Raw genomic sequence first — 23969 nt, 5'->3', positions numbered from 1 at the left:
GCTGAGAAAAACACCCAGCCTTTTTATGTAATAAATTATATAATAATTCTATTTAATTTCTGTAGCAAATGGAAACATAAGCTGTACTCCTTTTTGCTTAGTCATTGCTTTTACTTCTTGGAGAATTTTATAATTTTCGTCACCTAATTCTTCTTTTATTAAATCTTCTTTAGATTGTATTAAGCCAAAACCTTGTAGCATTTTGTCTAAATCTTTTTCAAATATCGGATATTCGGTGGTCATGTAATCTTCTATTTCAACAAGCTTTGCAGCATATTTTATAGCTTCGTCTAAACCTCCTAATTCGTCAACCAAACCATTAGTAACTGCATCTACTCCTGTCCAAACACGACCTTGAGCAATATTATGTACGGCTTCTTGACTCATGCCACGACCTTGTGCTACTCTATTTGTAAACAAATCGTAAACAGAACTTATACTCTCTTTAATAAAAGCACGTTGTCCATCGTCCATTGGTTCGAAAAAGCTGTAAGTAACTGCGTTTTTATTTGTAACTACTTGCTCTGCATTAATTCCCCATTTATCTGCTAAGCCTTTAACATTTGGCAAGGTGCCAAATACACCTATACTCCCAGTTATTGTTGTAGGTTCTGCAAATATTTTATTTGCATTACACGCTATATAGTAACCTCCAGAAGCAGCAACATCTCCCATAGAAACTATAACTGGTTTTACTTTTTTTGTTAAGTCTACCTCTCTCCATATAAGTTCGCTGGCTAAAGCACTTCCGCCAGGAGAGTTTACTCTTAAAACAATAGCTTTAATTTTATCGTTATTTCGTGCTTCTTCTAACGCTTTATTTACAGCACCTTGTCCCACATAAGTTTCGTCTCCTTCTCCATAAAAAATTTGACCTTCAGTATAAATTACTGCTATTTTATTTTTTATTGAATATGGTTTTTTATTGGCTGCATAACTAGCATAATCTTCAATTTCTACAGTATTTAACTCATCATTATTATTTATTCCTATATTATTTTTAATGCTGTTTAAATATTCGTCGTGATATGCAATTTTATCTATTAACCCAGATTTTAAGGCTAGTTCTGGTGTTCTTGACTCTAAATTTTCTGCGATAGTGTTTAGGGTTTCTGTAGAAATATTTCTGCTAATTGAGATATCTTTTTTTATTTCGGTCCAGATACCATTTAAATAGGCGCTTATTTGTTCGCGATTATTGTCGCTCATTTCATTTTCAAGATACGGCTCGACAGCACTTTTATATTTGCCTAATCTTACAACTTCCATTTTTATTCCAGATTTTTCTTGAAAATCTTTAAAATATAAACGCTCTGTAGATAATCCTTTAAACTCAATTAAACCAACAGGATTTAAAAATAACGTATCTGCTACAGAATTTAAATAGTAATCTTTTTGAGAATAAATATCTCCATAAGACATTATAAATTTTCCCGATTCTTTAAATCTTACAAGAGCATCTCTTAATGCTTTTGTTTGCGAAACACCTGCCATAATAAAATTATTATCTATAGAGATTCCTTTAATTTTAGCATCTGTAGCGGCATAATCTATGGCATAAATTAAATCGAAAAGGCCATTTTTTTCGTCTGTATCTAAAAATGGATATTCTTTAAAAGTTGTTTTTGCTGCATAATCTTTTATTGGAAAATCGAGTTTAAGCTCTAAAATAGAATTGTCTTTAACAACCACAGCCTCTTTTGAAGATGAGCCAAAAAGCATTCCTATAATTATTAGAAAACCAAAACAGATAAATAGAAATACAAATATTCCAATTACTGTAGAGAATACACGTTTTATAAAATTCATAATTATTAATTTTTATACATTAGTCCAACCTTTAATTAGATTGTTACAATTTGAAGCTACTTTTTAATAACTGTAATGTTTTTTTACGTTGAATTTTACCTGAAGAAGTTTCTAAAAACTTATTTATAAAATAGATTTTTTTGGGTTTAGAATAATTTTCTAAATCGTTAAACATAGTATCTTTAAAAACAATCTCTTCTCCTTCAACAACAATAATTACACGTTCTCCTAAAATATCGTCTTTTTCTGAAGCTATAAAAAAGCGTCTGTTAATTTTATTACTTAGCTTGTTTTCTACCTGCTCAGGAAACACTTTAACTCCACCAGAATTTATAATATTATCTGCTCTACCTAACCACTCAAAAGTTTTGTTAGAATGTAATTTAACAACATCGTTTGTTATAATTTCAGAGTCTGATAAAAGTGGTGCGTTAATTATTAAGCAATTATTATTAGTAGTAGTTAGTGTAATAGATGGTAATGCTTTAAATGCTTTACTTTGAGAAATATTAGGCAAGAAATTGTTAAGTTGCTTAACTGCAATATGCGAAACAGTCTCAGTCATACCATAAGTTTCGAATATTGTAGTTTTTAAATCTTGTATTTTAAATATTAAATTTTCTGAAACCTTTGCTCCACCAATTATTAGTGTTTTTATATTGGAAACAATATCTAAATTTGCTTTTAACTGTAAAGGTACCATAGCAGAAAAATGGTATGTTTTAGATTGATTTATTTTTAATTTTATTTTAGGTTCTATACAATCTAACTCTAAACCAGTGAGCATTGCACGAACTAACATCATTTTACCTGCAATATAATGTGCTGGTAAGCATAATAAAGCTTTGTCTCCTGGTTGTAATTTAAAAAAAGATTTTGTTGCAAAAGCAGAATTAACCATTCTTTGTTTGCTAAAAGTGATTGTTTTAGGTTTACCTGTAGATCCTGAAGTTTTTAAATTTATACTCTCCTTATCGTTAAGCCAATCTTTTAAAAAATTTCCTATATGATTTTTAAATTCTTTATCCGAATTTATTAAGGTTTCACTAAGTTCTTTAAGCTCATTAGAAGTATATTTTTTCCCATTGAACTTAAAATTACTATGTATTTTACTATAGTGTGGAATCAATTTAGTCTAAAATTTTATAGTTTTCTTTAACAGGTTCTTCTATTTTACCAAATAGTTTTTGGTTCCAGTTTTTCCATTTATAAACTTTAGCAAAAATTAGAATGAAGATTGGAAAAATTATAAATACTGGTAAAACAATATCATAAAATCCAATTCCTGGATCTGATACATCTTTAAGTATAGAATGTGTTTGTAATACTGTCCAATCTGCCGAAACTAATAATGCTCCAAATAAATTATTTGCTGCATGAAAACCCAATGCTAGCTCCATACCTTCGTCCATAAGTGTAATAATTCCTAAAAAAAAACCGGTACCAATATAATATACCATTACAGTGTAACCTAACTTACTTACTTCGGGATTAAAAACATGCATACCACCAAATATTAAAGAAGTTAATACTAATGGAAACCACCTGTTTTTAGCCAAAGCTCCAAAACCTTGCATTAAATAACCTCTAAAAATATATTCTTCTGTACTTGTTTGAATAGGTATTAAAAGTATTGCAATTACTACTAAAATTAAAAAACGTTTTAATTCAAAATTCCAAACATAATCTTCGGGTGCTGAATAATAGTCTAATAAAACCATTCCAGACGATATAATACCCCAAAAGAAAAAGGCAAACAAAATGCGTTTAAAATCTATTTTTTTTCTAGCTGTAGTTAACTCTTTAATAGTTTGTTGGTGTAAATATTTAACAACAATAAATAATGCTACCAAAGCAAACCCAAAAGAAAGTAACAATAAAAATAAATTTAGGTTTGGTTCTAAAATTGTCATTAAATCTGATTCTGTCATTTCAAAAACAGAACCACCGCTTTTCATTGCTTTAAATAGTGCAGCTAATGTAAAAGGAATTTGACCAATAACTGAAGCTATTATAACAATTACAGATCCTACTATATATCTCCAAAAATCATGTTTAACTTTAAAAACTTGTTGTATATAATTCATTTTTATAACTTAAAATTCCATTTATTATTATTACTATTATTGTATTCTAAAGTACCATTAGTTACATTTAGAGGTGATTGAAAGTTGTTAGTAAATAAACTTCCAGTGCCTAAACCTTGAGGCATTTTATTTTGCTTTAAATATGTGTATTGGGCAATTGCACTTAAACCAACATTGCTCTCTAAAGCACTTGTTATCCACCAACCTATATTTTGTTTTTCTGCGATACTTATCCACTCATCGCTACCTGAAAAACCACCTATAAAGCTAGGTTTTAAAATAATATATTGTGGTTTAATTGTTTGTAATAATGTGTGCTTTTTATTTATTGAAAATACGCCTATTAATTCTTCGTCTAGCGCTATTGGCAATGGAGTTTCCTCGCATAATTTAGCCATTTCGTGGTATTGTTTTGGCTTAATAGGTTGCTCTATAGAATGTAGTTTAAACTCACTAAGTTTCTTTAATTTTTCTAAAGCATGTTCTGGACTAAAAGCTCCATTAGCATCGACACGTAATTCTATATCAGTTTCACTAAAATGATTTCTTATCCCTTTTAATAAACCTAACTCTGTCTCAAAATCTATTGCACCAATTTTAAGCTTTATGCATTTAAAACCGGCTTTAATTTTATCTTGAATTTGTTGTTTCATAAAAGCTTCATCACCCATCCAAATGAGTCCATTTATAGGGATTGATGCTTCATTTTCTGTAAATTTAGAAGGAAATAAGTTAAAGTTATCTTCAGCATTATAAGATTTAAAAGCCATTTCTAAACCAATTTGTATACTTGGAAACTCAATATTTTTATCTAATAAAAACATTAATCCTTTATCTATGTTTTTACAAGTATACTTAAGTTGAGCTTCGTAATCTGGTCTGTCATCTACAGACAATCCTCTTAAAATACCACATTCGCCAATGCCATAATTATTTTTGTCTTCAATAATTAAAAACCATGTTTCTTTAGTTTTTAAAATACCTCTAGATGTACCGCTAGGCTGTTTAAAATTGAGAATATATTTTTGATAGGTTGCCTTCATTTACTTTTAATAATTAGAAAAATAAAGCTATTATTTAATTTATACATTAATATACACCATTATAACTAATGGTATTTAATATATAAAGTAAATGTTTTACAATAAATGTCCGATACCTAATAATAAAGCAAAAAGCACTGTTGATAATGCCAATTTTTTTAATTCAGGATCAAAATCTTTTAAATTAGTAATATTATTAACTCTTTTTAAATGTAGTATTAATGGAATATATGCTACAAAAAAGATTAAGTTAAATACTGAAACATAATATAATATTCCAAATATAAATGAAGTGATAATAGCTGTAATTATTAAAAAATTATGATATTTTTTAGCTTTAATTTTTCCTAATTTAACAGCTGTAGTTATTTTATTACTTTTTAAATCGCTTTCAATATCCCTCATATTGTTTAAATTTAAAACACCTGCACTAAATAAACCTATAGAAATTGCTGGTAAAAATGTAACATGATCTATTTGTTTTGCAAATAATATATAACATCCTAATACACTAACAATTCCAAAAAATAAAAACACATAAACATCTCCTAATCCTCTATAACCATAAGCTTTACTACCCATTGTATATTTAATTGCAGATCTTAAAGCAAATACAGCTATACCAAGAAACAATATTGCTAGCAATAAGTGTTTTGAGCCAAAAGCAGAGATTATTAGTCCCACTGTAAGACCTATACTAATTAAGATGTTTATTTGTATAGCATGAAGCATTTTTTTAGGAGAAATATTTCCACTTTGTATTGCACGTTCTGGTCCTATTCTATCTTCATTATCTGTTCCTTTTTCTGCATCACCATAATCGTTTGCTAGATTGGATAATATTTGAAAACTAATAGTTGTAGCAATTGCTAATAAAAATATTTGCCAACTAAAAAAACCATTATATTCTGCTAGACATCCTGCAACAATGATACCTGCAAGAGAAAGTGGCAATGTTCTTAACCTAATTGCAGATAACCAATTTGTAATATTCTTCATTAATATATTTTATGGAATCCACTGTTTTGGGAAATTAGGCTTTCTTTTTTCTAGAAAAGCATCTCTACCTTCTTTAGCCTCATCTGTCATGTATGCTAAACGTGTTGCTTCTCCAGCAAATACTTGTTGTCCAACCATTCCATCATCTGTTAAATTCATTGCGAATTTAAGCATTTTTATAGATGTTGGAGATTTTGCTAAAATTTCTTGAGCCCATTGGTAGGCTGTAGTTTCTAATTCTTCGTGAGGAATAACAGCATTAACCATACCCATTTCGTATGCTTCTTGTGCAGAATAATTTCGGCCTAAAAAGAAAATTTCTCTAGCCTTTTTTTGACCTACCATTTTAGCTAAATATGCAGACCCATAACCTCCATCAAAACTTGTTACATCTGCATCTGTTTGTTTAAATATAGCATGCTCTTTACTCGCTAAAGTTAAATCGCAAACCACATGTAAACTATGTCCGCCACCAACTGCCCAACCTGGTACAACAGCAATTACTGCTTTAGGCATAAAGCGAATAAGACGCTGTACTTCTAAAATATTTAATCTATGGTAACCATCTTCTCCTACATAACCTTGATGTCCACGAGCTTTTTGGTCTCCTCCAGAACAAAAAGAGTAAATTCCATCTTTAGTAGATGGACCTTCTGCAGATAATAAAACAACACCAATATTTGTATCTTCTTGAGCATCGTAAAATGCATCATACAATTCTTTTGTTGTTTTTGGTCTAAATGCGTTTCTTACATTTGGTCTATTAAAGGCAATTCTAGCAACACCATTACTTTTATTGTATGTTATATCTTCGTAGTCTTTGGCTTTAACCCATTTTATTTCACTCATAATATGTATTATTCAAAATTTTTTAAAAATACATAATTTTACGTAGTCTAAGCACTCGTTTAATTACATAATTAATTAACAAATATAACTTTTTGAATATCAATACTATAATTTAAAATCTTATAAATAAATTGAAATTTACGTAAGAAAAAACTTTCTTTTATTGTTTTTAAACATTATAAAATTACACTTAAACCTTAATGGTGATTAATAATTATTAAAAAAGTAGAATTTTAAAGCTTAAAAATACATTTGTATTGTTATTAATCTATAAATTTCTTTAAAATGAAAATAACCGACTCTCCTTATTATAAAAAAGTGGTTGAAACCCATCATCTTGACATTGGCAATTTTTATTTTTTTGAAAATATGGCAGTCTCAGAAGTTAATGAAGGTGCTCATTTAGATTTATCTAATACTCAAAAGTTACTAAAAATTACTAATTCTTTTTATAAAGGGAAACCTTTTAGTCACGTTTCTAATAGAATTAATAAATACTCGGTATCCCCAATAGATTTTGCTAACTACTGCAAATCTTTAGAAAATGTCGAATCTTTTGTTGCTATTATTTATAATAATTATTTTGATGAAATGAATGCCCAAATAGAAAAACATTTTATTAAAAAACCATATTACGTTACAGATAATTTAAATGATGTTTTTTTATGGAAATCAAAGAATTTAAAAAATTTAAGCGCATAAAGTTTCCTAAACTAAACTAGCAAAAACTGTTATTCTATTAAAAAAATGGTTAGCAGTTAAAAAATATAACCAACTAAAAATCAAGAAACTAATTGTTTTTAGATTAAGTATTAATTAAAAACTATAAAAGACAACACATTTATAATAATTGTATAATAACTACTATATATAACCCTTAAATCTATTTTAGTAGAAAGCTGTTTTTGTTTTAACTAACAAAACAGCTTTTTTTAGTTTAAGAGAAAATTTAAACTAAACGAATACCTTCATTTTCTATAGTAATTTGCTTTTGCTTATAAAGTGTACCAATAGCTTTTTTAAAGTTTTTTTTGCTCATTTCTAAAGTTTCTCTAATTGCTTCTGGTGAAGATTTATCGTGCAATGGTAAGAATCCCGAATTATCTTCTAATACTTCTAAGATTTTTTTTGCATTAGGCTCTATATTTCTATATCCTATTTGGCCTAAAGTAATATCTAATTTATTACCAGGACGTATTTTTTTAACAATACCTTTAATATGGTCACCAATACTTAATTCTTGAAAGATATTATCTTTAAAAATTAAGCCAGTATGTTTATTATTTACAATTACATTCATACCAAAATCACTAGGATGCGACACTATTAAATCTACCTCTTCAAACTCACTAACGGTTAGTTGCTCGTTACTTAAAAACCTATTAGTTTTACTTGTGGCAACTAATCTTTCGCTTTTTTCATCTAAATAGCAATGCACTAAATACCAACCTCCTTTTTTCATAGGAAAAGCTTGTTCTTTAAATGGGCAAAATAATTCTTTTACCATTCCCCAATCAAGAAAAGCGCCAAAATCGTTTACTGCATTACATCTTAAAACAGCAAATTCTCCTTTAGTAATATATGGTTCGTCTGTTACTGCAACCATACGTTCGTTATTGTCTAAATAAATAAACACTTCTACGTCATCACCAACTTTAAAAACGTCTTCAACATAACGATTAGGTAATAAAACTTCATTACCTTCTTCATCTCCCAAAAACATACCTGGCTCGGTATCTCTAAGTATTTCTAACGTATTAAATTCTCCTATATTTATCATATTGCAAAAGTACTAATATTAATAGTTATATATTTTCTTTTATTTAATAAAGTGAATTTATATTATTAAAATTCTAAAATAATTTACAAAAAAAAGCACTACAAATATATTATAGTGCTTTTAGAATTTTATTGAAAAAAAATCTATTTGTAAACAGATTCTTTTTTAAAATGTTTAGCTAGTAAATAGTAAACAACTGCTCTATATTTATTTTTATTAGAACGCCCATAAGTTTCCATTACAGAATCTATAGCTTTATCTAAATCTGCAGAATCGCTTAAACCTAATTTTTTGATTAAAAAATTGTTTTTTACTGTATCTAACTCGCTTTGATCCGAACCAGATACTGTTGCCGCGTCTTTATTGTAAATAGAAGGTCCACAACCAATTGTAACTTTTGTTAAAAAATCCATATCTGGAGTTGTACCACATTTGTCTTTTAAATCTGCAGCATACTTAGCTATCAAATCGTCTCTTTTGCTCATAATTTTAGTTTTAAGTTGTATTAATTTCTTTTTAAATATACGTTTTTTTTAAACCAATAAAATTAATGGCTAAACAAAAAATTATTAAACTATCGATAAACGGAAAAAACTATCGGTTAATTACTTTATTGCTTTAAAATAATTAAGAAGGATATCATCGTTTTTTGTACTAGGTGTAAATACTTCTAACAATTTTGGTTGTCTTGTTTCGCTATAAAAATTATCTAACGCTATAGACAGCTCTCTTTCGTTTGTTGCTTTGGCATAATTTATACCATACATATTGCATAATTGCTTTGATGTGAGCTTGTGTTTTGTTTCGAAAAAAGTATCAAAATTAGTAGTGTTTTTATGGCCTGGAAGAATTCTAAAAATACCTCCTCCTCCATTATTAACAACTATAATTCTAAAATTATTTGGAATATAATTATTCCATAAGGCATTACTATCGTAAAAGAAACTTAAGTCGCCTGTTATAAAAGTAGTTTGCTGCTTAGATGCTAAAGCTGCACCTATTGCTGTACTTGTACTACCATCTATACCACTTGTTCCTCTGTTACAAAAAACATTTATATCATTTTTTAAATCGAAAAGTTGCATGTATCTAATAGCAGAACTATTTCCTACTTGTAATTGAGAATGATTTGGGACGGCTTTTAATATTATGTCGAAAGCTTTAAAATCACTAAAAGGTATATTTTTTATATATTTTTCATGATTTTCTCTTCTACTATTAAAGGCTTCTAACCATAAAGCATTGTAATTACCTTCTACTTTATTTGTTAAGGGTAAAAACGTTTTAAAAAATGTATTTATAGGTGCAGAAAACACTTTTTGCAATGCAAAAAAAGTATCGTTTGCATTATGCTCTCCAATATGCCAATGTGCTTTTAAATTACAATCGCGTAAGAATTTTTTAATTTTTTTAGATACTACCAATCCTCCAAAAGTTAATAGTATATCTGGTTTTAATTGATTAAGTTCTTGAGTATTTAAAGCTGCTATTAATTTATCTATTCCTGGAATAAAACGTTCGTGATGAATATTTGAAGTTGTTTCGGTAAGTACTAAAACGCTATCATCTTGCGCTAAAATGTCTAAATATTTTTGTTCTACTGTATTGGGCTGGTTTACACCTACTAAAACTAACTTACGTTTTGAAGAATTCCAGAGCGAAATATAACTACTTAAATCTTCTATTATATTTTCCTTTTTCTCTAAAGAAAACGCTTTTGGGTTTACCGATGGTTCATCTACTATATCGTATAAAGGCTCATTAAACGGAATATTTATATGTACTGGTCCTTTTTGTGAAACAGAAATATTTATAGCCTTATTTATCTCTTCTTCATTATATTCCTGTATTTTTTCCTGTAAAACTGTATAGTTTAGAGATTTTTTATCAGTATTTTTTAATATTGGTAACTTCTCTTTTTGCAGTGCATTATCTTCAGCTAAATCTTCTTTTAAATTTGCAGAATATAAAATATGATTTTTATAAATATTCTCTTGATTTATTGTTTGCCCATCACCTATTCCTATTAAATACTTTGGTCGGTCTGCACTTAAAACAACTACAGGAATATTACTATAAAACGCCTCTGCAATAGCAGGATAATAATTTAACAAAGCACTTCCCGAAGTACAAACAACAGCAACTGGTTTTTGTATTTGCTGAGCAATACCTAATGCAAAAAAAGCAGCACACCTCTCGTCTACAATACTATAACATTTAAAAAAAGGATCGTGTGTAAAACCTATAGTTAATGGTGCATTTCGGCTACCAGGAGATAATACAATATGTTGTATATTTTTAGCTTTACAAAGCTGAACAACGGTTTGAGCGAGTGGAATTTTTGGATGTTTCATCTAAGGTACAAAAATACAAAATAGGCTTTTTAAATAGAATTAAAATAAGACCTTTTTCATTGTTTGAGCTTTATTTACAGTTTCTTCCCACTCATCTACTGGAACAGAATCTTTTGTTATTCCGCCTCCAACATAAAGTTTTGCTTTAACATCTGTTAATTGCATACAACGTAAATTTACATATAAATTTGTTACTGTTTTTATAGATGTATAAACGTTATTTTCAACATTTCTACGGTTAGTATTTCTTGATGTTTTTTCTTTATTATTTATTTCTCCTAAAAAACCGGTGTAAAACTCACGATTATAATTTTCGTTTTCCAAAATAAACTTTTTGGACTTTTCTTTAGGCAGACCACAAACGGCTGGTGTAGGATGTAAAGCATTAACTACCAATTTTAAATTAGAATTTAAAGTTCCAGATATTTTAGTTTGTAAATGCAATAATTTTCCTGCCTTTACAGTCTCTACATCTAATACTTTTAAGCTACTAACTAACTTATTTAAATTATCTACTATAAAATTAGTTACTAATTGTTGTTCTTCCTTTTCTTTTGGCTGCCAAACAGGTTTTAAATTATCTGCATACTTTTGTGTTCCTGCTAATGCCATTGTGGTAAATCTATTACCTGTTACTGTTAGTAGAGTTTCTGGAGTAGCGCCTAACCATAAGCCTATTTTTGGGTGATACCAACAATATACAAATGCAGATTTATAATGTGATAATAGTCTTTTAAATAATTGTATAGGATTACTTTCTTTAAGTAAAAATTCTTCTTCTCTAGAAATTACAACCTTTGTTAAGTGGTTGCTTTTTATAGCTTGTATTGCTTTTTCAACAAGATTAATATGAAAACTTTTTGTTTGAGGTAAAGTTTCTAATTCTATTTTATTAGAATATTCTTCAGGTTTAAGATCTATAAAATTAGATTGAAGTGCTACAGACTCTAAAAAAGGAATTAAAACTGTTTTTTTCTCTGAATTAAAAGGCGAAAACACGAAACCATTTTCTGTTAAATTTTCTGAAGTGTAAACTGTATCGTTATTTTGAAACAAACCTTTTACAACCAAAGTATTTGGTTTTCGATATATTACAAATGGTAAAGCATCGTCAAATTGATTTTGAGCAGATTTTAAAAACTCTTCTTGAGACATTTACTACTTTTTTTTGGGTAATGAAATTGTAGAAAGTCTACAAATAGAAATTAAATTATCGGCCTCATCTGTTACCCTAATATCTAATAATTGTGTGGTTCTGCCTTTATGTAAAAAGGTGGCTTTTGCGTAAACAAATCCTTCTTTTATACTTTTTAAATGGTTTGCCGTAATTTCTAAACCACGCACAAACATATTTTCTGTATCTGTAAAAATATGAGATGCAAAACTACCTACACTTTCTGCCAATGCTGCGGTTGCTCCGCCATGTAAAACACCGTCTGGCTGATGCACCTTAGGTGTTACAGGCATTCTTGCAACAAGAAAATCTTCACCAAAATCTATCATTTCTATATCTAATGTTTCCATCAAGGTATTTTTACTTGCACTATTTGCTTGAGCTAGCATTTCGGTTTTAGTAAGAGTCATCTATTTACTGTATTTTTATAGCTTCAAAAATACGAAACAAAACACGCAATGCAATCTACCCAAAAGGAAATATTTTACACTACTACAAAACCTTATTCTACTTTAAATAAACTTACAGAAAAAACTAAAAACGTTTGGTTTGTTTGCCATGGTATGGGCTATTTAAGTAAATATTTTATTAAATATTTTAAAAATTTAAATACTGAAGAAAACTATATAATAGCACCACAAGCACCAAGTTTATATTACCAAAAAGGTTTTAAGCATGTTGGTGCCAGCTGGTTAACTAAAGAAAATACTTTAACTGAAACAGAAAATATAATGAGTTATTTTGATGCTGTTTTAGCTGAAGAAAAAATACCTAACCATATAAATCTTATTGTTTTAGGTTATTCTCAAGGTGTTAGTGTAGCAACTCGTTATATAAAAAACAGACAATTACATTGTACGCAATTAGTTTTACATTCTGGCGGAATACCAAAGGAGTTAGTTGCTAACGATTTTAAACATTTAAAAGCGAAAGTATCTTTAATTTATGGTACTGAAGATGAATATTTAAATGAAGAACGTATTGCTTACGAAACAAGTCGTGCATATGAGTTGTTTGGAAAAGATGTAAACATTATTCCTTTTAATGGAAAGCATGTTGTAAATGTTGATATTATTAATGGATTGGTTTAGTTGGTGTTTTTAGAAAGTTTGTTTAACGTGTTTGTGTATGGTTAGTTGCGGTTTTGTGAGCGAGGATTTTCCGAAGGAAAATCAGAAGCTAGCAAACGAGCAACTAACATTGGTTTAGTATAAAACTAGCATTTTTTTATATACGGTGTTGCCATTTCGTTATTTTTTTTCTTACAGTTTTGGTCAGTCGTTTTTCAGTTCCGCAAACTTTTTGAAATCCGTTTGAGTGATAAAATCCGATTATTTATTTTCTTTGATTACTGAATTATAAATTGGTTTTAAAAGTCCAGTTATTGTAATAAATCCGATTACAACAATTAGGCGATGTTCTTTAAAAATATTTTCTGAATATAAATCAGTTAATGAAATTATTAAAACAGCTAAACTTGAAATCCAAAATAAAGCAATGATAATTAGAATAATTTTTTTCATAATAACGAGTTGTTTTTAAATTCAGATTTAGAGTGCGTTCCGCAATGAATGACAATGTTCCGCCTTGATATGAAATCGTTTTAATGTTTTATAACAGACGTTAAACAAAGTTAGCTTAATGATTTGAGAAAGTAAAATCTTAATTACAATCAAAACATTGCAGGAGTTCCTTTGGTAAGGCTAAATCTTCAGAGCCTTTTAATGCTTCGGTTAGTAAACCTTTTTCGTCTATTATTTTTTTAAATGCCTTAGCATAGTCGACTAAGTCTGTGCGTCTTGCTTTAATGGTGTTAATAATATCTTGTCCATCTAACGCTCTAATGTTTTTAGGCCAAACATTTAGCGCTTTATTTAGCACATCGTCGGTTAATAATTCTTGAAGATTTTTTGCTTCAGTTATAAATATATCTTCATTTGTGTTGAAAAGAAAATACCTATCGAAAGGATATACTAATCCTGGTAAAAAATCGATTTCTTTTTCAAAATCTTGTAATTCTGGAATAACATATTTATTAGATAAAATGGAAGGAATTAGTCCTTCACTTTTAAAAAAAGCATTGTCTCTATCTCCTGCCAGTGGTATTGCTGTGTAATTATTATTGTTTTTTTGTAAAATCCATCCATATTGTTTTGCATGCCTGTCCCAATCTCCAATTAAAAAATCGAATAAGCGAACACGAATTAAAACTGATTTGTCAATTACAATACTGTTTTGAGATTTTAGTTTTAGTTCTTGTAAATTATCTGTTTCTACAATTTCGCTTACATTTTTATAATTTGTCCAGTTTGTTTCTCCTTCTGTTTCATATTCTAAAAGATACAAACGGTTTCCATATTTTAAATTAAATGTTCCTAACGCTTCTTGTTTAGGAACAAACACAACTTGAGGTTCTGTACTTAGTATTTTAGCTTGTTTTGCTAATGCTGCAGATAAAATAGAACCATAGGGATGTTGTGCAGAAATTCCATCGACAATAATATTTTCTAACCCAAAGGTTTTTGCAAATTCTGGAATTAATTTTTTTGGATCTTTATTAATTCCTCTTAAAGTATATTTAGTTCCATTTTTAGAGAGCAGTTTTATAGAGTGTGTTTGCTTTCCTCCTCCTTCTTTTAAAATTTTTAAACCGCCTTTTAAAGAATCTAAAAAAACTACTGGCACTTTTATAGGTGCTTCCCATGCTCTTCTATATTGTTCGCCTTGCATGAGCGTTTTAATATTATTAGCCTTATATAATGTACTTGCAGAAATTAAAACAGAATCTATACTTTTAAAATTAATAGTTTCAATATTATTAATATTTAAAAGTTCTCCTTTTTTAAAAGTTTTTTCTGTACTAGACAACGACCAATAAAGTAGCGATATAAATATTGCCACTAAAACTATAATACCAATTCCTATTTTTTTCATTTTTTATTAGAGGTTTCTCTAGCTACAAAATAAAAAATAATACAAAAAGAAAGCTTGTTTTTTACGTTGTGTTTTTAACTTAAAGAAATTAATTAACCAACTTAGCTATAATAGCTTTTACCGGTAAAATGGCTTTTGTATGTTCTATACTTGGTCCTGCAACCCAAACCGTTTTGTAGGTGGCTTTTTTAGCTGCTTTTTCTGTGGCTTTCATTCCTATTGAGAAACGAATCATTTTAACCCACTTTTTAAGTTTTTTATTTTTGTTTAAAAGAGATTCTATCCAAGATTCTTTAGTGCCAATTTTCTGTACGTATGGTGTATTAATAACAGTACAAGGTGTTCCAGAAATTCGCTGTGTCATTATAATATCTTTTGCACCATAATCTACACAAGCTTGCTTATACTCGTCTGTTACATTAGCTTCTACAGATGCTATAAATGGACTTCCTACGCTAACTCCTTCTGCTCCATAACTTAACATTTTATCTATATCTGCTTTACAACCAACACCTCCAGCTGATATTACAGGAATACTTAATGCTTTACTTAATTGGTTTGTTAATTCTTGCGGAGATAAATTACCTCTGTGACCTCCTGCTTCGTTATTAACTGCAATGGCAGCATCTGCACCAAGACTTTCTACTTTTTTTGCAAAACGCAAATCTGTAACATCACAAAACACTTTAATTCCTGCTTTATGTGCTTGTTTTATTGTTTCTTCTGGACTACCTAAAGAGGTTATAATAAAATCGCAACCTTCATTACAAATCACTTCTAATTGTGCTTTATATTTTGGGTTAGATTTATTTACAATTAAATTAAAGCCAAAAGATCCTCCTTCTACTTTATTTGCTTTTAATTGTTTTATTGCATCTCTTAACTCTTCTAATGTTCTATAATTAAGCGCTGGTATACAACCTGCAATTCCTCCTTTCATTGCTTCTGTAACCATTGCTACATTAGAAACCAAAAACATTGGTGCTTGAATTATTGGATATTTTATATTTAGAATTTGTGTGAGTTTAGTTTGCATTTTAAAATATTGTTTAAACAAATATAACTATTAATTTATTATGCGTGCATAGTTTTTTTAGATAAATTATACTTTTAATATTCTAAAAATTTAAAGGTATTAAGAGAATTCAGTTTTATTATTAAAAGGATATTTTAATTCTAGTTTTGTGCCTTCACCAACTTTAGAAGTTAAATTGTAAGTGGTATTAATTAATTCTGCACGGCTTTTCATGTTTAATAATCCTGAACCTTTTTTTACCGAATCCATATCGAAACCTTTACCATCGTCGCTAGCAATAATATTAAGGTAATTGTTTGAGTAGTCTAATTTAACAATTAGATTTTTAGCTTCTGAATATTTTACGGTGTTCGAAAAAAATTCTTGAAGAATTCTAAATACTATTATTTCGTGCTTTTTATTTTCGAATGGAATTATTTCTCCTTTTACAAGTAGTTTTGCTGTGGAAAATTTCATTTTCTTTAATCTATTTAATTCATTTTCAATAGATTGCTCGAAACCAATATTTAAAATCACTTCGTTATTTAAACTTCGAGATAACATTCTTACTTCTTTTAAACTCTCTTTAACGGTACTTGCAGCCTCAGAAAAGTTTTCCTTTATATCATCTCCAATCATGGTTTTTAAAATGTTCATTTGCATACTTGCTGCTGCTAACATTTGTCCTACGTTATCGTGTAGCTCCCAACCTATGTTTTTTAGAGTTTGTTCTTGTATTTCTGTTTGTGCATTGGAAAGTTCTGCATCAAAAGCTTGTTGTTGTTTAATTTTATCTAATAATAATTTATTTTTTCTTTTTTGAAATATTATAAAAAATAATATTATTAATGAGGTAACTATAACTAAAACACCAATCATGTAAATTAGCAAATAACGTTCTGCCGCTGTAGTTTTTTTTAGCTCTTGAAATATTATATAAACAAATAGTTGATTACTCATTTTTAGGTTTTATTTTATATTCTCTTGGTAAATTAAATATTAGCAAAAATTTGTGCTTAAGTATTTATTTTAATAGTTCTAGTAAAAATTTATTTATTTTTTAATTGATTTATATTGCTTTGTTTTAGAGACTATTAAACCTAAAGTAAATGTGGTATACATAAACACTATTGCAAATAGATATATTTGCCATTTTAAAACTATAAACTCCCAATCAGCATCATAAAAATAAATCTCATAAAATGTCATAGGCGTTATTATTAACCAAAATAATAAAACACCAATACTTATATAAAAACTAATTGATCTATAAAAATATAGTATCTGGTTAGATTTTAAAAGTTCAAAATAATAACTAAAAACTAAAAATAGTATTAAAGCTAAACTAAGTAAATCTATTATTTTAATAAATCCGTATTTAAGAGAATTCCAATTAAAAATTAATAAAAAGAAAGAAAATATAATAAAAAGAAAAGTGAGTATTTTTATATATTTTTTAATAGTTAAACTGTTTGAAATTTTAAAAAAATAAAATGAAAAAAAAATTGGAGCTCCTATAATCCAAAAAATTTGATACCACCAATAATTTTTTACAAATACAGTATTTTTTAAACTATTTAAAAATGAATGAAAAAAATTATTATTAATTAGCTTTGTATAATTGCCAAAATTTTCAACAAATACTGCATATAGTAAAAAATAAATAAAAAATATTGCAGCTGTACCTTTATATTTTTTATAACAAAAAATACCTGTAACAGCTGCTATAATTTCTACTCCTTTTGTAATATTACCAAAATTATTTTGAATAAATGATTCCATCTAAGTTTTACTGAGGATAGTTTCCTCCTGGAGGTGTACCATTCTGTCCCATATTTAAAGGATCTCCACCTGGGATATCTCCACCGTTACCAGCTCTTCTTGCCGAACCTCCTTTTATAGAATCCTGCTCAATTTCACTAGATGTTGGCACCATAAACATAGTTGTGTAACCTACTACTCCATTTTCGGTTTTATAAGCACCTAAATATACACGTAAACCATCCATAGTGTAACCTAATTCTCTACTTTGGTTTTCGGCATAATCTAAATAGTTTCTTATATCTTCTAAAGACCACCAAGATGAGCGATTATCTGAACGATCTACTATTGAATCGCTAATAAGCGTATGTCTAGAGTTGTATTGTTCGTCTAAAATAGCGGCTTCTGATGGTGTTATTACTCCTCTAGGTTTTGTTATTTCAACTGCACCTAAATTTTCTGTTTTACAGCAAAAAAAATACATTATTAATGCTCCAATAATTAAGCCTAATACTAAGGTAAATAAGTTTTTCATTTTTAGTTTTTTTAAGGTTAGATTTAGCAAAAGAATTTTACTAATTTTTAATTTGTATTGTTAAGAATAAATACAAGATTACATGATGAATTTAGTTTTATAAGTTAATAGCGCACTAAAAGTAACAAAAAAAAATGATTAAGTAATTTTTTCTGGTTCCGAGACTATAAAACCTATTATAAAAAGTGTATACATAAGAAAGTTTACAAACAAATAAATTTGCCATTGCAAGAATATAAAATTCCAATCTGAATTATTAAAATACAAATCGAAAAAAACTAAAGGAGTAATTATTATCCACCACAAAAATATACCGATGGTAATGTAAAAATATATAGATTTAAAAAAATATATTATACGATTATTTAATAACAACTCTAAAAAATATAGAATACAACAAAGCAATATTATAAGTGCTCCAAAAATTTGAACAACAGGTAATAATTGGTTAAATAAAGCCTCTAAATTTAAAGCTGCATAACAAAAAGAAACAACTGCAAACACCCACGTAGCATACTTTAAAATTCTTTTAAATTTTAGACTAACTAGTATTTTTTGATAAAAAATTGAAAATAAAATAATAACAACTATATCGTATGCAATAGTAAACCACCAATAATTTTTTCTAAATATTGAATTGTAAATTGGCTTTAAAAAATTAAATGTATTATAATATAATGGATAACTGCCAACATACTCTATAATTAATAAACCAATTAAAATTTTAATAAAGAAAGTAACTGGAGTGTTTTTAAATTTTTTATAAGATAAAATCCCAGCAATTACTGCTGCTATAATAAGTAGTTTTATTATAAGAATATAGTTATTTATTAAAAAAAAATCCAAATCTGTTTAATTTGGATATCCCTGATTAGGAGGTACACCTACTGCACCTCTATCCATACCATCTGCTTCTGGTATATCTTGGTTATTACCTTTACCATCATCTTTGGTTGGAACCATAAAAATTGTTGTTAAACCTTTTTTATCTTCTTCTGTTGTTTCAACTCCTAAATAAAAACGTACTCCATTTACATTAGAGTTATCTTCTTTAATTTGCTTTAGAAAATTTTCCATATCTTCTAGTGAATACCATGATGAGCGGTTGTCTGGTTTACCTGCAGCAGTTTCATTGGCATCGGCTCTTAAATTTGTCCAATTATCGTTTAATTCTTTAGCTTTTACAGCTGTAATCATTCCTTTTGGTTTAGGCATAATTTGTTAGTTAAGTTTTTTGTGATTTTAAAATTTAAAGGAAATATTAATATAATGTTCTATAAAAATTATCGTTTAGTTTAGCCTAGCCAGCCTTCTCTATCTAAGCTTCTGTATTGAATGGCTTCACTAATATGGCTTCCGTTTATTTGTTTTTTACCTTCTAAATCGGCAATTGTTCTAGATACTTTTAATATTCGATCGTATGCTCTAGCCGAAAGGTTTAAACGTTCCATAGCTGTTTTTAATAGCGTTTTAGAAGCATCATCTAGTTTGCAATGAGCTCTAATATGTTTTACATGCATTTGTGCATTATAATGTACTGTTTCTGAGTCTTTAAAGCGCTCTGTTTGTATTTCTCTTGCTTTAGTTACACGTTTTCTAATATCTATAGATGCTTCTCCTTTACGCTCATCGGATAATTTTTCAAATGGTACAGGAGTTACTTCTATATGTATGTCTATTCTGTCTAATAAAGGTCCAGAAATTTTGCTTAAATAGCGTTGCATTTCTGCAGGACTTGAGGTTACAGGAGAGTCTGGATCGTTAAAATAACCACTCGGGCTTGGATTCATGCTAGCTACCAGCATAAAAGAAGAAGGATAGGTAACAGTAAATTTTGCTCTAGAAATAGTAACTTCTCTGTCTTCTAATGGCTGTCGCATGACCTCAAGAACTTCTCGTTTAAATTCTGGCAACTCGTCTAAAAATAAAACACCATTATGGCATAACGAAATTTCACCAGGTTGCGGATAACTTCCGCCACCAACTAAAGCGACGTTAGAAATTGTATGGTGTGGACTTCTAAAAGGCCTTTGTGCCATTAATCCAGAATCTGCTTTTACTCGCCCAACTACAGAATGTATTTTAGTGGTTTCTAAAGCTTCTTTTAAAGACATTGGTGGTAAAATACTTGGTAAACGTTTTGCTAGCATTGTTTTTCCAGCTCCTGGAGGACCAACCAAAATTATATTATGTCCGCCAGCTGCTGCAATTTCCATACAACGTTTTATTCCTTCTTGACCTTTAACATCTGCAAAATCAAAATCTGGATAATCTAAATTTTTATAAAATTCTTCGCGTGTATTAATTATGGTTTGCTCTATCTCTTCTCCTTTATCAAAAAAATTAATAACCTGTTTAATATTTTCAATACCGTAAACTTTTAAATCGTTTACAATAGCAGCTTCTTTTGCATTTTGTTTTGGTAAAATAAAACCTTTAAAACCTTCTTCTTTAGCTTTTATTGCTATTGGCAATGCACCTTTTATAGGCTGTAAACTACCATCGAGAGATAATTCTCCCATAATTAAATACTCTTCTAAGTTATTTGCTTGTATTTGTTTTGATGCAGCAAGAATACCTACAGCTAAAGTTAAATCGTAAGCAGATCCTTCTTTACGTAAATCGGCAGGCGCCATATTTATAGTAATTTTTTTTCCAGGAATTTTATATCCATTATTTTGTAATGCTGCAGCAATACGATAATTACTTTCTTTTATAGCATTATCTGGAAGCCCGACAAGATGATAACCTATTCCTGAATCTACATTTACTTCCACAGTTATTGTGGAAGCTTCAACGCCAAATACAGCACTTGCGAAAACTTTTTTAAGCATAAAATGGTTGGTTTAGGTACTAAATGTAAGGAAAATTCTTCCAATCTATTATAGTTGAAAGATTTAAACTAGTAATTACAACTATTTTAAATTGTTAATAAAGTAATTTAGGTACTATATAAATTTATAATTCTCGTATAAACTCAAGCATTCTTTTTTCGGAGTAATAAATATTGTTAATGTCATAAAATCCTACGTGCCCACCATATTTAGGCATTTCTAAATGTAAATATTTATTTTCTTTTGCAGCTTCTATTGGGTAACATTCTTTAGATAGGAAAGAATCATTTTGTGCATTAATTAACAATGTTGGTGTTTTTATGTTTTTTAAAAATTGAAGACTACTCGATTTTTTATAATAATCGAAGGCATCAATAAAACCATGCGCTCTTGAGGTATAAATATCATCAAAATCCTGAAGCGTTTTTACAGATTTTAAATCTTCATCATTAATATTCTCTGGAAATAGTTTGTGTTTTTCCTTTAGCTTATACCTTAAATCTTTTAAAAATTTATTAGAATAAAAATAATTCTCTTTAGACATTAAACGCTTTAAAGAACCTTTTAAATATACAGGAACTGAAACCGTAACTGCTCCTTTTACTGCTTTTGGAATTTGATTATTTTCTCCTAAGTATTTTAATATTACGTTTCCACCAAGACTAAAACCGTTTAAAAAAATAGTATCGTAATTAAATTGATGTGTTATATGTTTTATTACCGAAGCTAAATCATCGGTTTTACCAGAATGATACGATTGAAAATTAGTATTAACTTCTCCACTACAACCTCTAAAATTAACACAAACAGCATCTATATTATTTTTATTTGCCAATTTAGCAGAGCCTAACATATAATGGCGTTGGGCATTTCCTTCTAAACCGTGTAAAACAATTAACAGTTTGTTTGTTTTCTGTTTTGCATAACTCCAATCTAAGTCTAAAAAATCGTTATCTGGTAATGTAATTCGTTCTCGTTTTTGAGTTATACCATCTACTTTTCTTAAAAGTCCAGAATATATAGTAGAAATATGTCCATTTCTAAATATAAATTTAGGCTTATATGTTGTGCTTAGTATAGGCATTTAGCTTACTTCTAGTTTTGTAAACTTAAAATTTTTACCGTTAAATAAACCTTTATCACTCAACTTTAAAGCAGGAATCACCAACAAAGCCATAAAAGATAATGACATATAAGGTGCATTAAGTTTACTACCCATTTGCTTTGCCATTTTATCGAGTTGAGCATACTGTTTACCAATAGTTTCGCCATCTTTATCGCTCATTATTCCCGCAACTGGTAGCGCTACAGTTTTCTCTCTGGAAGTGCTAATTGCACATATTCCACCTTTAGCGTTAACAATAGCATTTACTGCTTTACAAATGGAAGCATCATCTACTCCAACTGCAATAATATTATGTGAATCGTGACCAACAGAACTTGCTATTGCTCCTTCTTTTAATCCAAAGTTTTTTATAAAAGCAATTGCTGGTTTTGCATTATTATAACGGTTTACAACCGTCATTTTTAAAACATCGTTGTCTGTATTAGAGATTAAGTTTCCGTTTTTAATAAGACTGTCTGCAATAATCTCATTGGTTACTAACTCTCCATCATTACATTCTATTACACGAATTTTTTGTGCTGAAGATTCAAACCTAAAATCTGAAACTTCTTTTTTATTACAATTAAAATTATTTAAATTTTTAAAAGTGACATCTTTAATATTTACTTTACCAAAGTCGTAAACCAACTCACCATTAATATAGGTTTGCAATGTTTTAAAGTGTTTTAAATCTTCTACAATAATACAATCTGCGTCATCTCCAATTTGTAAAGTACCTACATCTAAATTATAATGGTTTACAGGATTTAAACATGCAACTTGTAGCACCTTAAAAACATCTAATCCTCTTGCAACTGCTCTGGCGCATAACTGATTAATGTGACCTAAAAGCAAATCGTCTGGATGCTTATCGTCACTACAAAACATCATATTTTCAAAATGTTCTGGTAATAAATCTATTAAAGCATTAAAGTTTTTTGCAGCACTTCCTTCGCGAATAATAACTTTCATTCCTTTTTGAAGCTTTTCTAAGGCTTCGTTATAAGTAAAACATTCATGATCTGTAGAAATACCTGCAGCAATGTATTTAGTAATATCGTCTCCTCTTAGTCCAGGTGCATGACCATCAATAGGTTTATTATTATGTTTTGCCCAAGCTATTTTTTTAAGTACTTCTTCGTCATCAAATAGTACTCCAGGATAATTCATCATTTCGGCAAGATATTTTATATCGGGATTTGCCATTAATGTTTTTATAGCTTCACTATCTATTACAGCTCCAGCAGATTCAAAACTAGTTGCAGGAACGCAAGACGGTGCTCCAAAATTAAACTTAAATGGTGTTTGCTTTCCGTTATCAATCATAAATTCTACACCTTTAACACCAAGTACATTTACTATTTCATGAGGATCACTTACTGTTGAAACAGTTCCATGACACACAGCAAGTTTGGCAAACTCACTTGGTACCAACATAGAGCTTTCTATATGTATATGAGCATCTATAAAACCTGGTAAAATATAGTTGTTATTGCTATGGTTTTTTTCTGTTATAGCAACAATTTTTCCGCTTTCTATTATTATTTCACCTTTATATATACGCTGCTTTTGTATATCTACTATGTTACCTTGAAGTTTCATATTACTATAATGTTTATACTAAAATATTAAATATGCAAAAAAGGAATCTACTATATATTTTTAGATTCCTTTTTGTAAACTTGTCTTT

Annotated in this window: 22 protein-coding genes; 2 read left to right on the top strand and 20 right to left on the bottom strand. The window is 28.7% G+C overall.

Translation table 11 applies throughout. The features are described from left to right. Window positions 1-48: 48 nt before the first annotated feature. The 6 genes from sppA to CLV86_RS00620 all read right to left on the bottom strand — a co-directional run bounded on the left by sppA (window position 49) and on the right by CLV86_RS00620 (window position 6787). On the bottom strand, window positions 49-1809 hold the full coding sequence (sppA, locus tag CLV86_RS00645) for a signal peptide peptidase SppA (protein WP_121048411.1): 1761 nt from the start codon (window positions 1807-1809) through the stop codon (window positions 49-51). A gap of 43 nt (window positions 1810-1852) precedes the next feature. Further along, window positions 1853-2938 (bottom strand): AMP-binding protein, encoded by a 1086-nt coding sequence (locus tag CLV86_RS00640; protein WP_121048409.1) that lies wholly within the window; start codon window positions 2936-2938, stop codon window positions 1853-1855. A 1-nt stretch (window position 2939) separates the two neighbouring features. Continuing rightward, on the bottom strand, window positions 2940-3896 hold the full coding sequence (locus tag CLV86_RS00635) for a CPBP family intramembrane glutamic endopeptidase (RefSeq protein ID WP_121048406.1): 957 nt from the start codon (window positions 3894-3896) through the stop codon (window positions 2940-2942). Window positions 3897-3898: 2 nt separating this feature from the next. Beyond that, on the bottom strand, window positions 3899-4939 hold the full coding sequence (locus tag CLV86_RS00630) for an o-succinylbenzoate synthase (protein ID WP_121048403.1): 1041 nt from the start codon (window positions 4937-4939) through the stop codon (window positions 3899-3901). Between the two features lie 96 nt (window positions 4940-5035). Beyond that, window positions 5036-5938, bottom strand: a complete 903-nt coding sequence (gene menA / locus CLV86_RS00625; protein ID WP_121048400.1) for a 1,4-dihydroxy-2-naphthoate octaprenyltransferase — start codon at window positions 5936-5938, stop codon at window positions 5036-5038. A 9-nt stretch (window positions 5939-5947) separates the two neighbouring features. Beyond that, complete coding sequence (locus CLV86_RS00620; RefSeq protein ID WP_076733336.1) at window positions 5948-6787, bottom strand: 1,4-dihydroxy-2-naphthoyl-CoA synthase; 840 nt, start codon at window positions 6785-6787, stop codon at window positions 5948-5950. Window positions 6788-7072: 285 nt separating this feature from the next. Between CLV86_RS00620 and CLV86_RS00615 the strand changes: the two genes are divergently transcribed. Further along, complete coding sequence (locus tag CLV86_RS00615; protein WP_121048397.1) at window positions 7073-7489, top strand: hypothetical protein; 417 nt, start codon at window positions 7073-7075, stop codon at window positions 7487-7489. Window positions 7490-7736: 247 nt separating this feature from the next. Here CLV86_RS00615 and CLV86_RS00610 read toward each other — a convergent pair whose 3' ends face one another. The 5 genes from CLV86_RS00610 to CLV86_RS00590 form a co-directional block, all read right to left on the bottom strand. Further along, window positions 7737-8567 carry a CvfB family protein gene (locus tag CLV86_RS00610; RefSeq protein WP_121048394.1) on the bottom strand — a complete coding sequence of 277 codons (831 nt, stop codon included), beginning with the start codon at window positions 8565-8567 and terminating at the stop codon, window positions 7737-7739. 143 nt (window positions 8568-8710) lie between these two features. After that, window positions 8711-9052: a DUF2853 family protein gene (locus CLV86_RS00605; protein WP_076733339.1), complete on the bottom strand. Its 342-nt coding sequence runs from the start codon at window positions 9050-9052 to the stop codon at window positions 8711-8713. Window positions 9053-9172: 120 nt separating this feature from the next. Further along, the gene (menD, locus tag CLV86_RS00600; protein ID WP_121048391.1) at window positions 9173-10921 is read right to left on the bottom strand and encodes a 2-succinyl-5-enolpyruvyl-6-hydroxy-3-cyclohexene-1-carboxylic-acid synthase; all 1749 of its coding nucleotides are present in this window, start codon (window positions 10919-10921) and stop codon (window positions 9173-9175) included. Between the two features lie 39 nt (window positions 10922-10960). Beyond that, window positions 10961-12076, bottom strand: a complete 1116-nt coding sequence (locus CLV86_RS00595) for a chorismate-binding protein (protein ID WP_121048388.1) — start codon at window positions 12074-12076, stop codon at window positions 10961-10963. 3 nt (window positions 12077-12079) lie between these two features. Continuing rightward, window positions 12080-12505 carry a PaaI family thioesterase gene (locus CLV86_RS00590; protein WP_121048386.1) on the bottom strand — a complete coding sequence of 142 codons (426 nt, stop codon included), beginning with the start codon at window positions 12503-12505 and terminating at the stop codon, window positions 12080-12082. 48 nt (window positions 12506-12553) lie between these two features. On the opposite strand from CLV86_RS00590, the gene CLV86_RS00585 reads away from it, so the two are divergent. After that, the gene (locus CLV86_RS00585) at window positions 12554-13186 is read left to right on the top strand and encodes an alpha/beta hydrolase (protein WP_121048383.1); all 633 of its coding nucleotides are present in this window, start codon (window positions 12554-12556) and stop codon (window positions 13184-13186) included. 240 nt (window positions 13187-13426) lie between these two features. On the opposite strand, the gene CLV86_RS00580 is transcribed toward CLV86_RS00585, so the two are convergent. From CLV86_RS00580 to ade, 9 genes are all read right to left on the bottom strand, one after another. Beyond that, window positions 13427-13618 (bottom strand): hypothetical protein, encoded by a 192-nt coding sequence (locus tag CLV86_RS00580; protein WP_076733344.1) that lies wholly within the window; start codon window positions 13616-13618, stop codon window positions 13427-13429. Window positions 13619-13757: 139 nt separating this feature from the next. Further along, window positions 13758-15029 (bottom strand): hypothetical protein, encoded by a 1272-nt coding sequence (locus tag CLV86_RS00575; protein ID WP_249037432.1) that lies wholly within the window; start codon window positions 15027-15029, stop codon window positions 13758-13760. Between the two features lie 88 nt (window positions 15030-15117). Further along, on the bottom strand, window positions 15118-16065 hold the full coding sequence (locus CLV86_RS00570) for an NAD(P)H-dependent flavin oxidoreductase (protein WP_121048380.1): 948 nt from the start codon (window positions 16063-16065) through the stop codon (window positions 15118-15120). Between the two features lie 99 nt (window positions 16066-16164). Continuing rightward, window positions 16165-17004 carry a sensor histidine kinase gene (locus CLV86_RS00565; RefSeq protein WP_121048377.1) on the bottom strand — a complete coding sequence of 280 codons (840 nt, stop codon included), beginning with the start codon at window positions 17002-17004 and terminating at the stop codon, window positions 16165-16167. Between the two features lie 829 nt (window positions 17005-17833). Beyond that, entirely contained in the window at window positions 17834-18340 is a 507-nt protein-coding gene (locus tag CLV86_RS00555) for a hypothetical protein (RefSeq protein WP_121048371.1), read from the bottom strand. 852 nt (window positions 18341-19192) lie between these two features. After that, window positions 19193-19555: a hypothetical protein gene (locus CLV86_RS00545; protein WP_121048366.1), complete on the bottom strand. Its 363-nt coding sequence runs from the start codon at window positions 19553-19555 to the stop codon at window positions 19193-19195. A gap of 80 nt (window positions 19556-19635) precedes the next feature. After that, window positions 19636-21174 carry a YifB family Mg chelatase-like AAA ATPase gene (locus tag CLV86_RS00540; RefSeq protein WP_121048363.1) on the bottom strand — a complete coding sequence of 513 codons (1539 nt, stop codon included), beginning with the start codon at window positions 21172-21174 and terminating at the stop codon, window positions 19636-19638. A gap of 124 nt (window positions 21175-21298) precedes the next feature. Beyond that, window positions 21299-22258, bottom strand: coding sequence for a YheT family hydrolase (locus CLV86_RS00535; protein WP_121048360.1), 960 nt, complete (start codon window positions 22256-22258; stop codon window positions 21299-21301). Continuing rightward, a complete protein-coding gene (gene ade / locus CLV86_RS00530) occupies window positions 22259-23881 on the bottom strand; it encodes an adenine deaminase (protein WP_121048358.1) in 1623 nt (540 codons plus the stop codon). It abuts the gene before it with no gap. Window positions 23882-23969: the final 88 nt, after the last annotated feature.

Source organism: Lacinutrix venerupis, assembly GCF_003663945.1.
Lineage (GTDB): Bacteria > Bacteroidota > Bacteroidia > Flavobacteriales > Flavobacteriaceae > Lacinutrix > Lacinutrix venerupis.
The sequence above is the reverse complement of the archived record's forward strand: the minus strand, read 5'-3'. Positions and strand labels throughout refer to the sequence as shown.